Raw genomic sequence first — 13,691 nt, 5'->3', positions numbered from 1 at the left:
ATGGGCAGGCCAGCTGCATGGAAAGACAGACCTATAAGAAATTTGCCCATGGATTGCAAATGACATTGCTTTAATTTCGTTTCAGCGCATGGCCACGCAGCACCGCTGGCCGGCCTGTTTCACTGGCTGGCCTGGATATCCTGAGCCCTCATGGACAGGGCCACGCGCTCTGCGGTGCCCAGCGGAATTTCCCCAACCACAGTGACCCTGATTGCACCCTTGGCTGTCACCAGATGCCGCGATACCGCGGCAGTGGGGCCCAACTGGGTGCGAATATCCGACTCGTTGGCATCTTTGATCGGCTCCAGAAACACCGAGAAACGCGACAAACCATCGTCGTACAACAGACTGCTACCCGCGCCTTTGTCGTCACCTTGAACCTGGGCACTGCTGCCAATCAGCTCAAATCCCGGCGGCAGCCAGTCGGAACGCCAGCCAATCCGCGCAGCCGTGTTTTTCGCAACTGCAGGTGTCAGGGGTTTGCAGCCAGGGCGAGGACGCAGATCGCTGTCGCCTGGCGGTCGATCGGTATCGAGTGCAATCATCTGGTAGCGCTCGAGCAACTGGCCCTTTTCGTTGACCATCAGCGAGCGCAGTGGCAAAGCGGTACGCGTGTCGAGATCGAGGTCGAAGCCATAACGGTGCTGGTCACGTGGGATAACACTGATGATCACCGCCTCGCGACCGGCCACGCGCGATTTGCCGGCGACCTTGAGGTCGTACCAGCTCATCAGTTTCAGGGGATCGAGGGTACGGTGGGCAGTGTCGGCGCGGGCGCCGGCTCCATCGAGCAGATCGCTTGTGGCGCAGGTGACCTTGCCGTTGACCCGGAGAATCTCCTGGCCGTCGCCATCGAGCTGCGAAAGGCGCTCGCTGACGTGACCGTCGGCGACTCGGTGCCAGATTTCGTGGGAAGAGAAACTGCCGTTGCGTTCGTAGATGAAAGAGCCTTGATAGCTCTGCTGACGCTCGGCCTGTGCCAGCCTGTGCAACCATTCGTTCGCTTGTGGCGAGGAATTGGCAGCCAGTGCTGGCACTGCGAGGCAACTGCCGATAAACAACGACAGAAGGGATATCGCGCGCATGGGCCTGCTTACTTGGCGTCTTCCATGCTGGCAGCGCGGGCATAAGGCAGAGCGGTTTCAGAACCCTTCAACGCCGAATCCTGGGCGTGCTGGCGCAGGTAATTGGGCAGACGCTGATCCCAACCGGCCTGGTTCTGCAAGACGCCATTGGCCATCGGGCCAGTAGGCTGCTCGCTGCTTTCGCTGTAGCCGGCCAGAACCGCAGGGCCTTGCGCCTGAGGTGCGCTCAAGGTCTGCTGGGCAGGTTGCTGAGCGGCCAGTTCGACACCGGTGATGTCATCCTGGTTGTACAGACGCACACCCGCCAGGACAGCGACGGTCACCGAAGCGGCAACGGCCAGACGACCGATGCTGCGCCATGGACCCTGCTTGACCTTAGCCGGCGCGGCCTCTTCAGCCAATGCCGCGGAAACCGCCGAGGCGATGTCCAGATTGGGCATCAGCAACTCTTTGTGCATGGCTGCACGAGCGACCTGGTAACGCGACCAGGTCGCGCGGGTGTCCTGATCATCGAGGGCGCTGAGCACCCGACGCAGTTCCAGTTCATCCGCTTCGTTGTCCAGTACAGCGGACAGCGATTCCTGCAAAGCTTCACGACTCATGGCGGTTCCTCTCTTGGCTAGCGCCGCTGTCTCAGGATTCCTGCAACAGCGGTTGCAGGGCTTTATCAATGGCCTCCCGGGCGCGAAAGATTCGGGAGCGCACGGTACCCACCGGACATTGCATGACACTCGCAATGTCTTCGTAACTCAGACCATCGAATTCGCGTAAAGTCAGGGCCGTGCGCAAATCTTCCGGCAGTTGCTGGATGGTCCGATGGACGGTGCCTTCGATCTCATCCCGCAACAACGAGCGCTCTGGGGACTCGAGATCCTTGAGGCCATGATCGCCGTCGTAGAATTCCGCATCCTCGGAACTCACATCGCTGTCTGGAGGCCGCCTTCCTCGCGACACCAGATAGTTCTTCGCCGTGTTGATGGCGATGCGGTACAGCCACGTATAGAACGCACTGTCGCCGCGAAAGTTTCCTAAGGCACGATAGGCCTTGATGAAAGCCTCTTGCGCCACATCCTGGGCTTCATGGGTGTCGTGGACGAAACGCACGATCAACCCGAGAATCTTGTGCTGATACTTCAGCACCAACAGATCGAACGCTCGCCTGTCGCCGCGCTGAACACGCTCGACAAGCTGCTGATCCTCTTCCTGGGTTAGCATGAACACTCCTCAGTGAACTCGAAGGAGTGTTGCAAAAGCCATCGCTCAGGCTTGCAAACATAGACTCGGGCTTTAGGCAAAAGTTCTCCCCTCCAAGCAAGTTTCCTGCGGCCCTTGGTCGGCGCGCACGAGCGAGGCAGTCGGGCACCGCTGACTGCATCGCCATTAGATCTTGAATACGCAGGATTTCGCCCGATAAGAGCAGCTGCCCTGCGTCGCCGCAGCAATTGTGACGTGCGGGCAGCCTTCATGAGATTTCCCAAGAGGTAGGAAAGTTCCCACAGAGATTCCTCCGCCAGCGCAAGCGCCGTTGGAAATCAGCTACCTGGGACTGCTATAAAGGCTTCCCGGTGACGATTCACGATAGTTTCACAATGCCACCTACGCATGACTATTGTGCCGTTCCCCTTCCCCAGATTACTAGTGTCCCGACATGAGCCAACAATTCCAACATGATGTCCTGGTGATCGGCAGTGGCGCCGCTGGCTTGAGCCTGGCGCTGAATTTGCCCGCGCACCTGCGCGTAGCGGTGCTGAGCAAGGGCGAACTGGCCAATGGCTCGACCTTCTGGGCCCAGGGCGGCGTCGCTGCCGTACTGGACGACACCGACACCGTGCAGTCCCACGTCGAGGACACCCTCAATGCCGGTGGCGGCCTGTGCCATGAAGATGCCGTACGCTTCACCGTCGAGCACAGCCGCGAAGCCATCGAGTGGCTGATCGAGCAAGGCGTGCCGTTTACCCGCGACGAGCAGGCCAACGGCGATGACAGCGGCTTCGAGTTCCACCTCACCCGTGAGGGCGGCCACAGCCACCGGCGCATCATCCACGCGGCCGATGCTACCGGAGCGGCCATTTTCACCGCCCTGCTGGAGCAGGCGCGGCGCCGCCCGAACATCGAATTGCTCGAGCAGCGGGTGGCGGTCGACCTGATCACCGAGCGGCGCCTGGGCCTGAACGGCCAACGCTGCCTCGGCGCCTACGTGCTCGATCGCAACAGCGGCGAAGTCGACACCTTCGGCGCCCGTTTCACCGTGCTCGCCACCGGCGGCGCGGCCAAGGTCTACCTCTATACCAGCAACCCCGATGGCGCCTGCGGTGACGGCATCGCCATGGCCTGGCGCGCGGGTTGCCGGGTCGCCAACCTGGAATTCAACCAGTTCCACCCCACCTGCCTGTACCACCCCCAGGCCAAGAGCTTCCTCATCACCGAAGCCCTGCGCGGGGAAGGCGCGCTGCTGCGCCTGCCCAATGGCGAGCGCTTCATGCCGCGCTTCGACGAACGTGAAGAACTGGCCCCACGGGACATCGTCGCTCGCGCCATCGACCACGAGATGAAGCGCCTGGGCATCGACTGTGTGTACCTGGACATCACCCACAAGCCGGCCGAGTTCATCAAGACGCACTTCCCCACCGTCTACGAGCGCTGCCTGGGCTTCGGCATCGACATCACCCGCCAGCCGATTCCGGTAGTACCGGCGGCGCACTACACCTGTGGCGGGGTGATGGTCGACGAACAGGGCCACACCGATGTACCCGGCCTGTACGCCATCGGCGAGACCAGCTTCACCGGCCTGCACGGGGCCAATCGCATGGCCAGCAACTCGCTGCTCGAATGCTTCGTCTATGGTCGCGCCGCCGCCGCCGACATCATCGCCCAACTGCAGCAGATCGGCATGCCGAGCACCCTGCCGTGCTGGGACGCCAGCCAGGTCACCGATTCCGACGAAGACGTGATCATTGCCCACAACTGGGACGAACTGCGGCGCTTCATGTGGGACTACGTAGGCATCGTGCGCACCAGCAAGCGCCTGCAACGTGCCGCCCACCGCGTGCGCATGCTGCTCGATGAGATCGATGAGTTCTACAGCAACTACAAGGTCAGCCGCGACCTGATCGAACTGCGCAACCTGGCCCTGGTGGCCGAGTTGATGATTCGCTCGGCGATGCAGCGCAAGGAATCACGCGGCCTGCACTACACCCTGGATTATCCGCAGCCGCTCAGTGACGCCCGCGACACGGTGCTCGACCCCACCGTCAGCCGGCACTGACCGCTCAGGGTGCCTGCCAGCGTCGCCGGCTGAAGGTCAGCCTCACGCGCAGGCGGCGGTGCTGTTCGTGGCACAGCGCGTCGCCCATCACACACTGGCTTTCGCTCAGCCTGCGGCCCTGGCGCACATAGCGCAGCACTACAAGGCCGGGCACCGCCACGCTGTCACGGCACAGGCGCACCGGCTGCCAGCCATGGCGCCGGCTGAACAACTGCCAGCCACGCGGACTGCGGCGCAAAGCGGTGATGGCGGTGGGATGGGTGAGCAGAATACGACGCGGGATGACCCAGCAGGCGTGCGCTGCGCCGAGCACGACGGCCAGCGCCAGCAGCCAGCCCGGCGCTGCGCTCAGCGCCAGGGCGCACGCGGCCAGTGCCTGGCACGCCAGGTAAGCCGTCAGCAGGCGGCGTGAGCCGTGCCAACGGCACTCGAAGGTGTCACTTGGGCTGGACACGGTCCAGGATGATGCGGACCATGCGTTGCAGCTCTGGGTCCTGCGACTCGTTGCGCTCCATGAACCAGCCGAACATGTCCTGGTCCTCGCATTCGAGCAGGCGCCGGTACAGCGCGCGGTCGCTCTCGCCCAGGGTCGCGTAGACCTCCTGAGTGAACGGCACCAGCAGCACGTCGAGCTCGAGCATGCCGCGGCGGCTGTGCCAGAACAGGCGATTGAGTTCAGTTTGTTCGACCATGGGGCCCTCCTCGAATGGCCGGGCAGTATACAGCCTGCGCGACAGCGCGACACTCGGCATTGGTCGCACACTGTTACCACCCAGGCCACGCGCCTACCTATTTGCGCAGCACCGTTCTATGATGGCCGCCAGACTTTCCAGCTACCGCGATGACCCATGGCCGATACCGCTTTCTACTGCCCCCTCAGCCACGAGGGCGTGCTTGCCGTCCGCGGCTCGGACGCCGGCAAATTCCTGCAGGGTCAACTGACCTGCAACCTCAACTACCTCGACGATGCACACGCAAGCCTCGGCGCCCGCTGCATGGTCAAGGGCAGGATGCAGTCGAGCTTTCGCATCCTGCCGGAAAGCAACGGCTATCTCCTGGCAATGGCCAGCGAGTTGCTGGAAGCGCAGCTGGCCGACCTGAAAAAATACGCGGTGTTTTCCAAGGCCGTGCTGAGCGACGACAGCGCCCTGTGGTCGCGTTTCGGTCTGCACGATGCGCAGGCGCCCTTGCAGGCACTGGGCCTGGACCTGCCGGATGAAGCTGGCGCCACCGTGCGTCAGCCCGGCCTGATCGCCACCCGCGTCAGCCCCGGCCGCGCCGAGCTGTGGGTGGTCACCGAACAGGCCAGCCAGGTGCACGACCAACTCGCCGCGAGCCTGAACCAGGGTATTCTCAACGACTGGCTGCTGGGCCAGGTTCGCGCCGGTATCGGCCAGGTCTTCGGCGCCACCCGCGAGCTGTTCATTCCCCAGATGATCAACCTGCAGGCCATCGGCGGCGTGAGCTTCAAGAAGGGCTGCTACACCGGCCAGGAAATCGTCGCGCGCATGCAGTACCTGGGCAAGCTCAAGCGGCGCCAGTACCGTCTGGCGCTGGCCTGCGGCGAGGCGCCTGCGGCAGGCACCGAAGTGTTCTCTCCCACCCATGCCTCGTCGGTCGGCGAAGTGGTGCTGGCTGCCGGCAATGGCGCCGGCGCCGAGCTGCTGGCGGTGCTCAGCGCCGACTCGGTGGCCGATGACAACCTGCACTTGGGCGCGCCTGACGGACCGCGTCTGGAGCTGCTGACACTTCCCTATGAACTGGACCGCGATCGGGAAATCCAACGCTGATCAACCAGCCCCGCCACCCGTGCGGGGCTGCTCCCTCACCGCGGTAGAGATTCCTGATGAACAAGCTGGCCAGGACGGTGCAAGCGCAGTTGCTTGCTGCCATCGATAACGACGACCTCGTGCTGCCGACCCTGCCCGAGGTGGCCTTGAGCATCCGCGAGGCCGCTGAAGACAGCGAGATCAGCGTGGCCGCCCTGAGCCGGGTGATCGGCCAGGACGCGGCACTGGCCGCGCGGCTGATCAAAGTGGTCAACAGCCCTTTGCTGCGCGCCTCGGTGGAGGTCACCGAGCTGCACACGGCAATTACCCGCCTGGGCATCAACTACAGCTGCAACCTGGCCATCGGGCTGGTCATCGAACAGATTTTCCACGCCCGCTCGCCGGCGGTGGAACAGACCCTGCGTGAGGTCTGGCAGAGCAGCTTGGAGGTGGCCGGCATCAGCTATGCCTTGTGCCGCCGCTACACCGACCTCAAACCCGACCAAGCCGCACTCGGCGGCCTGGTGCATCAGATCGGCGCCCTGCCGGTGCTGATTTACGCCCAGGAACACGACGAACTGCTGTCCGACCCGGTGTGCCTGCAGTATGTGATCGAGCAGATCCAGCCGGTGCTTGGCGACAAACTGCTCAGCGCCTGGGATTTCCCCGACCAGTTGGCCAGCCTGCCGAGCCAGATCGACGACCTGCAGCGCCAAACCGCGCGCGCCGACTATGTCGATGTGGTGCAGATCGCCCGTGGCCTGCAGCGCCGCGACGACATGCCGACCCTGCAGGCGCTGCCGGCCTGGCGTCATTTGAAACTGCCGCCCGGCAGCGAGTTGGATGCGGTGCAGTTGCTCGAAGCGCGCAACCTGCTGCGCTAGCTTCAGGCGCCGCCCAGCGGCGTATCGGCGTTGAAGCTGACGCGCACGCGCAAGCCGCCGCTGTGGCCTTCGTGCAGGCTGATCTGCGCCAGGTGAGCGCGGCAGATCTCGCCGACGATGGCCAGGCCCAGCCCGGTGCCCTGGGCGCTGCGTCGGTAGAAGCGCTCGAAGACCATTTCGCGTTCGTCCGCAGGAATCCCCGGGCCGTCGTCTTCCACCTCCAGCACCGCTGGCGCCAGCACGCGAAGAATCACATTGCCGCCCACCGGCGTGTGCGCCAAGGCGTTGTCCATCAGGTTGCTGAGCAGCTCGTTGAGCAGGGTCGGCTCGCCCTTGAGCCACACCGGAGCCTCCGCCTCGAGCGCCAGGGCCACGCCGCGGGCATGGGCCAGCGGCGCCATGGCCATGCCTAGCTCGCGGGCCAGTTGAGTGAGGTCCAGAGGCTGGGCGCCGCCTTCGGCAATCGCCCGCGCGCCATTTTCGATGCGCGCCAGCGACAACAACTGATTGGCCAGGTGGGTCAGCCGATCAGTGCCCTGGGCGGCCTCGGTCAGGGTCTGGCGCCACTGCTGCGGCTCGTGCGAGCGCAGGCCCAGCTCGACCCGTGCCTTGAGCACTGCCAGCGGGGTGCGCAGCTCGTGGGCGGCCTCGGCGATGAACTGCGCCTGGCGCTCGAACTGTCCGCGCAGGCGCTCGGTGAAGTGGTTGAGGCCGCGCACCAGCGGCTCCAGTTCGCGCTGCACCTGCACCAACGGCAGTGGCCGCAAGTCATCGGGCTGACGCTCTTCGACGGCGCTGCGCAGACGCTCGAGCGGGCGCAGCGCCGCACTGACGGCGAACCACACCATCAGCAGCGCGCCGAGCGCCAGCATGCCCAGGCGCAGCAAGGTGTCGCCGGCCAGGGCGCGGGCCATGCTGACCCGCGCCTCTTCGGTTTCGGCCACGCGAATCTCGGCCATGCCGTTCATGTTCGGCTCGCTGACGGCCCGCAGCAGGCTCACCACGCGCACGTCCTGGCCCTGGTAGGTGGCGTTGTAGAACCGCGCCAGAGCCGGGTAGTCGTCGGTGCGCGGAGTATCGGGTGGCGGTGGCGGCAGATGCTCGTAGCCCGAGATCAAGCGTTGGTTGATGTCCAGCACCTGGTAGTAGATACGCCCGGCGCTGTCGTAGGCGAACGTGTCCAGCGCCACGTAGGGCACATCGGCGCTGAGGGTGCCGTCGCGCTGCGACAGGCCGGCGGCGATGGTCCGCGCCGAGGCCAGCAAGGTGCGGTCGTAGGCGGTGTCGGCCGCCTCGCGACCGTTCCAGTAGGCGCTCAGGCCGCTGGCGAGCATCAGCACCACCAGCAACAGTGCCAGATTGCCCAGCAGGCGCCCGCGCAGGCTGCCGTTATCCGCCATCGCGGTGCTCGAGCAGATACCCCAGACCGCGGAAGGTGACGATCGCCACCGACTGGCCATCGAGTTTCTTGCGCAGGCGGTGAATGTAGATCTCGATGGCGTCGGGACTGGCTTGTTCGTCCAGGCCGAACACCTGGGCCGCCAGTTGTTCCTTGCTCATCACCCGTCCGGGGCGGGCAATCAGCGCTTCGAGCACGCTCTGCTCGCGGGAAGTCAGGCTCAGGTGCTCTTCGCCCAGGGTGAAGCGCCGGGTATCGAGGTGATACACCAGCGGTCCGCAACGCTGCTGGCGCTCGCCACCGAGCACGCTGCGACGCAACAAGGCCTTGACCCGGGCTTCCAGTTCGGTGAGTTCGAAGGGCTTGGCGAGGTAGTCGTCGGCGCCCAGGTTCAGGCCATGGACGCGGTCCTTGACGTCGCTGCGCGCGGTCAGCATCAGCACCGGCACGGTCTTGCCACGGCTGCGCAGACGCGCCAGCACCTCGAAGCCGTCCATGCGCGGCAGGCCAACATCCAGCACCACCGCCGCGTATTCTTCACTGGCAAGCGCCAGGTCAGCGGCGACGCCATCGTGCAGCACGTCCACGGTCAGGCCCTGGCTCTTGAAAGCCTGCGCCATGCTCTCGGCCAGTTGCAGGTGATCTTCGACCAGCAGCACACGCATGGGACTTCCCCTCGATCGTACGGTTGGCGCGGAGTGTAACCGCGGCGGCGGTGCTGTGAAGCCCCTTGTTACAAACCTTTGACACTGAAAGGTTGGCGAAAGGTTGATTGCCTAGGATCGCACCACGGTAGCCCGATCTACCCGGAGTAGCACCAACAAGGTGCGGCCCAATAAGAACAAAAACGGAGTCACCCCGATGCTGTCGATCCAGCTGCAGGCGCTCGCGCCCTGCCCTTCAGGCACTTCTGCCAGCGCCCAGGCCCTGACCGCCAGCGCGCCCGTGCGCCAGCGCCGCTGCGTATCCAGCTCATCCTTTCGTCACCCCTACCCCAGCATTCTGCGCTGCACGCCTTCGTTCGCGTGCGGCCCTATCCGGCTGAGCCATTCGCTCAGCCTGGCCAGTGCACGCCCGGCGCCTGCACAAAGACCCCCGTTTCACCCCTGGCAACCGCACTGATACGCCGGACCACCCCGGCTGCCGGTGCACCTGCGTTTCGCCCCGCTGGCAGTCCATAACAACAACACTGACGGAGATAGACGATGACCTTCACCCTGCGCCGCCTCGCTCTTGCCACTGGCTGCCTGCTGCTGGCCGGTAACGCCCTGGCCGCCGAACCCAAGCGCCCGGAATGCATCGCCCCGGCCTCGCCGGGCGGTGGCTTCGACCTCACCTGCAAGCTGGTACAAAGCGCGCTGGTCAACGAGAAGATTCTCAGCAAGCCCATGCGCGTGACCTACATGCCAGGCGGCGTAGGCGCTGTGGCCTACAACGCGGTGGTGGCCCAGCGCCCAGCCGATGCCGGCACCCTGGTTGCGTGGTCCAGCGGCTCGCTGCTGAACCTGGCCCAAGGCAAGTTCGGCCGCTTCGACGAGAACGCCGTACGCTGGCTGTCGGCGGTAGGTACCAGCTACGGCGCCATCGCAGTGAAGGCTGACTCGCCGTACAAGACTCTCGACGACCTGGTCGCCGCGCTGAAGAAAGACCCGAGCAAGGTGGTGATCGGCTCCGGCGGCACCGTCGGCAGCCAGGACTGGATGCAGACCGCGCTGATCGCCAAGGCCGCCGGCATCAACCCGCGTGACCTGCGCTACGTAGCCCTGGAAGGCGGTGGCGAAATTGCCACGGCGCTGCTCGGTGGTCACATCCAGGTCGGCTCGACCGACATCTCCGACTCCATGCCGCACATCCAGAGCGGCAACATGCGCCTGCTCGCGGTGTTCTCCGAAGAGCGTCTGGACGACCCGGAAATGAAGAACATTCCGACCGCCAAGGAGCAAGGCTACGACATCGTCTGGCCGGTGGTGCGCGGCTTCTACCTGGGGCCGAAGGTCAGCGACGAAGACTACGCCTGGTGGAAGGATTCGTTCGACAAGATGCTCGCCTCGGAAGACTTCGCCAAGCTGCGCGACCAGCGCGAACTGTTCCCCTTCGCCATGACCGGCGAGGAACTGGACACCTACGTGAAGAAGCAGGTCGCGCAGTACAAGGTGCTGGCCAAGGAATTCGGCCTGATCCAGGACCAGCCTCAGTAAACCCGGCGATGCCCGCTTCCACGCCCTGTGGAAGCGGGCGCCCGGCGCTGCTTCTACACGCTTTCTTCCGAGGATTCGATCATGGTCCTGCAACGCATCTTTGCCCTGATCCTGCTGGCGGTCTGTGCCGCACTGGCAGTCATGGCCTGGCCCTACCAGGCCGCGTTTTCCTATGAGCCGGTCGGCCCCCGCGCCTACCCGCTGCTGATGCTCGGGCTGATGGGCCTGGGACTGCTGTACCTGGCGATTCGCCCTACGCCGATCGTGCGCAAGGACGACGAGCCGGAGCTGGACCGCGCCACGCTGATCAAGATCGGCGCCTGCATCGGTCTGCTGCTGCTGTTCGCCGCCACCTTCGAGTCGCTGGGTTTCATCCTCAGCGCCATCCTCGCCGGCTTGCCAATGGCACGCCTGTACGGCGGTCGCTGGCTGTACAGCGCAATCGTCGTCACCGGCATGAGCATTTTTCTCTACTGGCTGTTCGACCGCATGATGGACGTGCCGCTGCCGCTTGGCCTTCTCAGCGTTCTGGAGAACTGAGACATGGATACTTTGAGCTACCTGGGCCAGGGCTTCGGCGTCGCCCTCACCCCCTACAACCTGGTCACCGCGCTCAGCGGCACGCTGATCGGCACCGTAGTCGGCCTGCTGCCGGGCCTGGGCCCGATCAACGGCGTGGCGCTGCTGATTCCTATCGCCTTCGCCCTCGGCCTGCCGCCTGAGTCGGCGTTGATTCTGCTGGCGGCGGTGTACCTGGGCTGCGAATACGGCGGGCGTATCAGCTCGATCCTGCTGAACATCCCGGGCGAGGCATCGACCGTGATGACCACCCTGGACGGCTACCCCATGGCCCGTCAGGGCCTGGCTGGCGTGGCGCTGTCGCTGTCGGCCTGGAGCTCGTTCATCGGCGCCTTCATCGCCACCTGCGGCATGGTGCTGTTCGCCCCGCTGCTGGCCAAATGGGCGATTGCCTTCGGACCGGCCGAATACTTCGTGCTGATGGTGTTCGCCATCGTCGCGCTGGGCGGCATGGCCGGCGACAAACCGCTGAAGACCTTCATCGCTGCGCTGATCGGCCTGTTCCTCTCGGCCGTGGGTATCGATGCCAACAGCGGCGTGTACCGTTTCACCGGCGGCAGCGTGCACATGGCGGACGGGATTCAGTTCGTCGTGCTGGTGCTGGGCCTGTTCTCGATCAGTGAAATTCTCTTGCTGCTGGAGAAGACCCACCACGGTCACCAGGCGGTCAAGGCCACCGGGCGCATGCTGTTCAACATGAAAGAAGCCGCGTCGGTGTTCGTGGTCAACATCCGCTGCGGCCTGCTCGGTTTCGTCATGGGCGTACTGCCCGGTGCCGGCGCGACGCTGGCCAGTGCGGTGGCCTACATGACCGAAAAACGCATGGCCGGTGCCAGCGGCAAGTTCGGTAAAGGCGACCCGCGCGGCCTCGCTGCGCCGGAAACTGCCATCGGTGCGTCGTGCTGCGGCGCCCTCGTGCCGATGCTGACCCTCGGCGTACCGGGTTCGGGCACCACCGCCGTGATGATCGGCGCGCTGACCCTCTACAACATCACCCCAGGGCCGATGCTTTTCGAGCAGCAACCAGACATCGTCTGGGGCCTGATCGCCTCGTTGTTCATCGCCAACATCATGCTGGTGATCCTCAACATTCCGATGATCCGCATCTTCACCCGCATCCTCTCGGTGCCGAACTGGGCGCTGGTGCCGGTCATCGCCATCATCACCGCGATCGGCGTCTATGCCGTACACGCCACCACCTTCGACCTGTTCCTGATGGTCGGCATCGGCATCATGGGCTACATCCTGCGCAAGCTGGACTTCCCGCTGTCGCCGATCCTGCTCGGGTTCATCCTCGGCGGCCTGATGGAGCAGAACCTGCGCCGTGCGCTGTCGATCTCCAACGGTGAGCTAGGCATCCTTTGGTCGAGCCCGATCAGCCTGGGTGTGTGGATCGTCACTGCGTGCATGATCTGCCTGCCACTGCTGCGCATCTGGCGCCGCCGTGCCCAGCAACGCCGGGCCGTGGCGGATGCCTGATCGCAGGCTGCCGCTGTACTGGGCAACCGGGCTGGTCGGCCTTGCAGGCGGGTTTCTCGCCAGCAAGGTCGGCTGGCCTTTGCCGTGGATGGTCGGCTCACTGCTGGCGATCATCCTGGTGCGCTGCCTGAGCCCCTGGCAGTTGTCGGAAATTCCCAACGGGCGCAAGTGCGGGCAGTGGATCATCGGCGTCGGTATCGGCCTGCACTTCACACCCCTGGTGATCGAGCAGGTCGCCAGCCACTTCGTGCTGATCTTCTTCGGCGCCCTGCTCACTACCGTCTCCAGCATCGTCGGCGTCTGGTTGCTGCGCCGCGGCGGCGAAGACCGACCAACGGCATTCTTCGCCAGCATGCCGGGCGGTTCGGGCGAGATGGTCAACCTCGGGGCGCGCAACGGCGCGGTGCTCAGCCAGGTGGCGGCGGCGCAGAGCCTGCGCGTGCTGGCGGTGGTGCTGTGTGTGCCGGCGCTGTTCAAGCTGTTGCTCGGCGAAGGCCCGGCGCTGCACCACAGCGGCAGCGTCAGCTGGCCGTGGCTGACGCTGATCACCCCCTTGGCGCTGCTCAGCGCGCTGCTCTGGCAGCGCCTGCGTCAACCCAACCCGTGGTTGTTCGGGCCGTTGCTGGTGACAGCAGTGGTGAGCCTGGCCAGCGATCAGCAGCTGTCGCTGCCCGACGGCGCCAGCCAGATCGGCCAATGGCTGATCGGCAGCGGCCTGGCCTGCCACTTCAACCGCGCCTTCTTCCGCCGCGCCCCGGCGTTTCTCGGCCGCACCCTGGTGGCCACGGCCCTGAGCATGGGCATCGCCGCGAGCGCAGCCTGGGCCATGGCCAGCCTCACCGGGCTGGACGTACGCTCGCTGACCCTGGGCATGATGCCGGGCGGCATCGCCGAGATGAGCCTGACCGCCGAAACGCTGCAATTGTCGGTGCCGCTGGTGACGGCCTTGCAGGTGATGCGGCTGCTGTTCGTGCTGTTTCTGGCTGAGCCGTTGTTTCGGGTTTGGCAGCGGTCGGGGGATTGATTTGCCCCA

14 protein-coding genes are annotated in these 13,691 nt (G+C 64.9%); 7 read left to right on the top strand and 7 right to left on the bottom strand.

All coding sequences use genetic code 11. The annotated features are described in order from the left end of the window. Window positions 1-119: 119 nt before the first annotated feature. The 3 genes from H618_RS0119960 to rpoE are packed head-to-tail and all read right to left on the bottom strand — an operon-like array spanning window position 120 to window position 2,300. A complete protein-coding gene (locus H618_RS0119960) occupies window positions 120-1,085 on the bottom strand; it encodes a MucB/RseB C-terminal domain-containing protein (RefSeq protein ID WP_028696745.1) in 966 nt (321 codons plus the stop codon). Window positions 1,086-1,093: 8 nt separating this feature from the next. Continuing rightward, entirely contained in the window at window positions 1,094-1,687 is a 594-nt protein-coding gene (locus tag H618_RS0119955) for an RseA family anti-sigma factor (protein WP_028696744.1), read from the bottom strand. A gap of 31 nt (window positions 1,688-1,718) precedes the next feature. Beyond that, on the bottom strand, window positions 1,719-2,300 hold the full coding sequence (gene rpoE, locus H618_RS0119950; protein WP_011535354.1) for an RNA polymerase sigma factor RpoE/AlgU: 582 nt from the start codon (window positions 2,298-2,300) through the stop codon (window positions 1,719-1,721). Between the two features lie 433 nt (window positions 2,301-2,733). Here rpoE and nadB point away from each other — a divergent pair, with 433 nt between their 5' ends. Next, entirely contained in the window at window positions 2,734-4,350 is a 1,617-nt protein-coding gene (gene nadB, locus H618_RS0119945; RefSeq protein ID WP_028696743.1) for an L-aspartate oxidase, read from the top strand. Between the two features lie 4 nt (window positions 4,351-4,354). Here nadB and H618_RS0119940 read toward each other — a convergent pair whose 3' ends face one another. Next, window positions 4,355-4,804, bottom strand: a complete 450-nt coding sequence (locus H618_RS0119940) for a protein YgfX (RefSeq protein WP_028696742.1) — start codon at window positions 4,802-4,804, stop codon at window positions 4,355-4,357. Beyond that, window positions 4,788-5,042, bottom strand: coding sequence for an FAD assembly factor SdhE (locus H618_RS0119935; protein WP_028696741.1), 255 nt, complete (start codon window positions 5,040-5,042; stop codon window positions 4,788-4,790). Before H618_RS0119935 ends, H618_RS0119940 begins: the two co-directional genes overlap by 17 nt. Before the next feature lie 156 nt (window positions 5,043-5,198). On the opposite strand from H618_RS0119935, the gene ygfZ reads away from it, so the two are divergent. Together ygfZ and H618_RS0119925 are read left to right on the top strand one after the other, a co-directional pair. Beyond that, the gene (gene ygfZ / locus H618_RS0119930) at window positions 5,199-6,140 is read left to right on the top strand and encodes a CAF17-like 4Fe-4S cluster assembly/insertion protein YgfZ (protein ID WP_028696740.1); all 942 of its coding nucleotides are present in this window, start codon (window positions 5,199-5,201) and stop codon (window positions 6,138-6,140) included. A gap of 56 nt (window positions 6,141-6,196) precedes the next feature. After that, window positions 6,197-7,003 carry an HDOD domain-containing protein gene (locus H618_RS0119925; protein WP_028696739.1) on the top strand — a complete coding sequence of 269 codons (807 nt, stop codon included), beginning with the start codon at window positions 6,197-6,199 and terminating at the stop codon, window positions 7,001-7,003. A 2-nt stretch (window positions 7,004-7,005) separates the two neighbouring features. Here the strand turns inward: H618_RS0119925 and H618_RS0119920 are convergent, their stop codons facing one another. After that, window positions 7,006-8,403 carry a sensor histidine kinase gene (locus tag H618_RS0119920; RefSeq protein ID WP_028696738.1) on the bottom strand — a complete coding sequence of 466 codons (1,398 nt, stop codon included), beginning with the start codon at window positions 8,401-8,403 and terminating at the stop codon, window positions 7,006-7,008. Then, the gene (locus H618_RS0119915; protein WP_028696737.1) at window positions 8,393-9,067 is read right to left on the bottom strand and encodes a response regulator; all 675 of its coding nucleotides are present in this window, start codon (window positions 9,065-9,067) and stop codon (window positions 8,393-8,395) included. The genes H618_RS0119920 and H618_RS0119915 overlap by 11 nt, the downstream gene beginning before the upstream one ends. A gap of 540 nt (window positions 9,068-9,607) precedes the next feature. Between H618_RS0119915 and H618_RS0119910 the strand changes: the two genes are divergently transcribed. From H618_RS0119910 to H618_RS0119895, 4 genes are all read left to right on the top strand, one after another. Further along, window positions 9,608-10,600 carry a Bug family tripartite tricarboxylate transporter substrate binding protein gene (locus tag H618_RS0119910; protein WP_028696736.1) on the top strand — a complete coding sequence of 331 codons (993 nt, stop codon included), beginning with the start codon at window positions 9,608-9,610 and terminating at the stop codon, window positions 10,598-10,600. Window positions 10,601-10,681: 81 nt separating this feature from the next. Then, on the top strand, window positions 10,682-11,140 hold the full coding sequence (locus H618_RS0119905; protein WP_028696735.1) for a tripartite tricarboxylate transporter TctB family protein: 459 nt from the start codon (window positions 10,682-10,684) through the stop codon (window positions 11,138-11,140). A gap of 3 nt (window positions 11,141-11,143) precedes the next feature. Next, window positions 11,144-12,658, top strand: coding sequence for a tripartite tricarboxylate transporter permease (locus H618_RS0119900; RefSeq protein ID WP_028696734.1), 1,515 nt, complete (start codon window positions 11,144-11,146; stop codon window positions 12,656-12,658). Beyond that, the gene (locus tag H618_RS0119895) at window positions 12,651-13,682 is read left to right on the top strand and encodes an AbrB family transcriptional regulator (protein WP_028696733.1); all 1,032 of its coding nucleotides are present in this window, start codon (window positions 12,651-12,653) and stop codon (window positions 13,680-13,682) included. The genes H618_RS0119900 and H618_RS0119895 overlap by 8 nt, the downstream gene beginning before the upstream one ends. Window positions 13,683-13,691 lie beyond the last annotated feature (9 nt).

The sequence above is a fragment of the Pseudomonas cremoricolorata DSM 17059 = NBRC 16634 genome (assembly GCF_000425745.1).
Lineage (GTDB): Bacteria > Pseudomonadota > Gammaproteobacteria > Pseudomonadales > Pseudomonadaceae > Aquipseudomonas > Aquipseudomonas cremoricolorata.
This window is presented reverse-complemented; position numbering and strand designations above follow the sequence as displayed.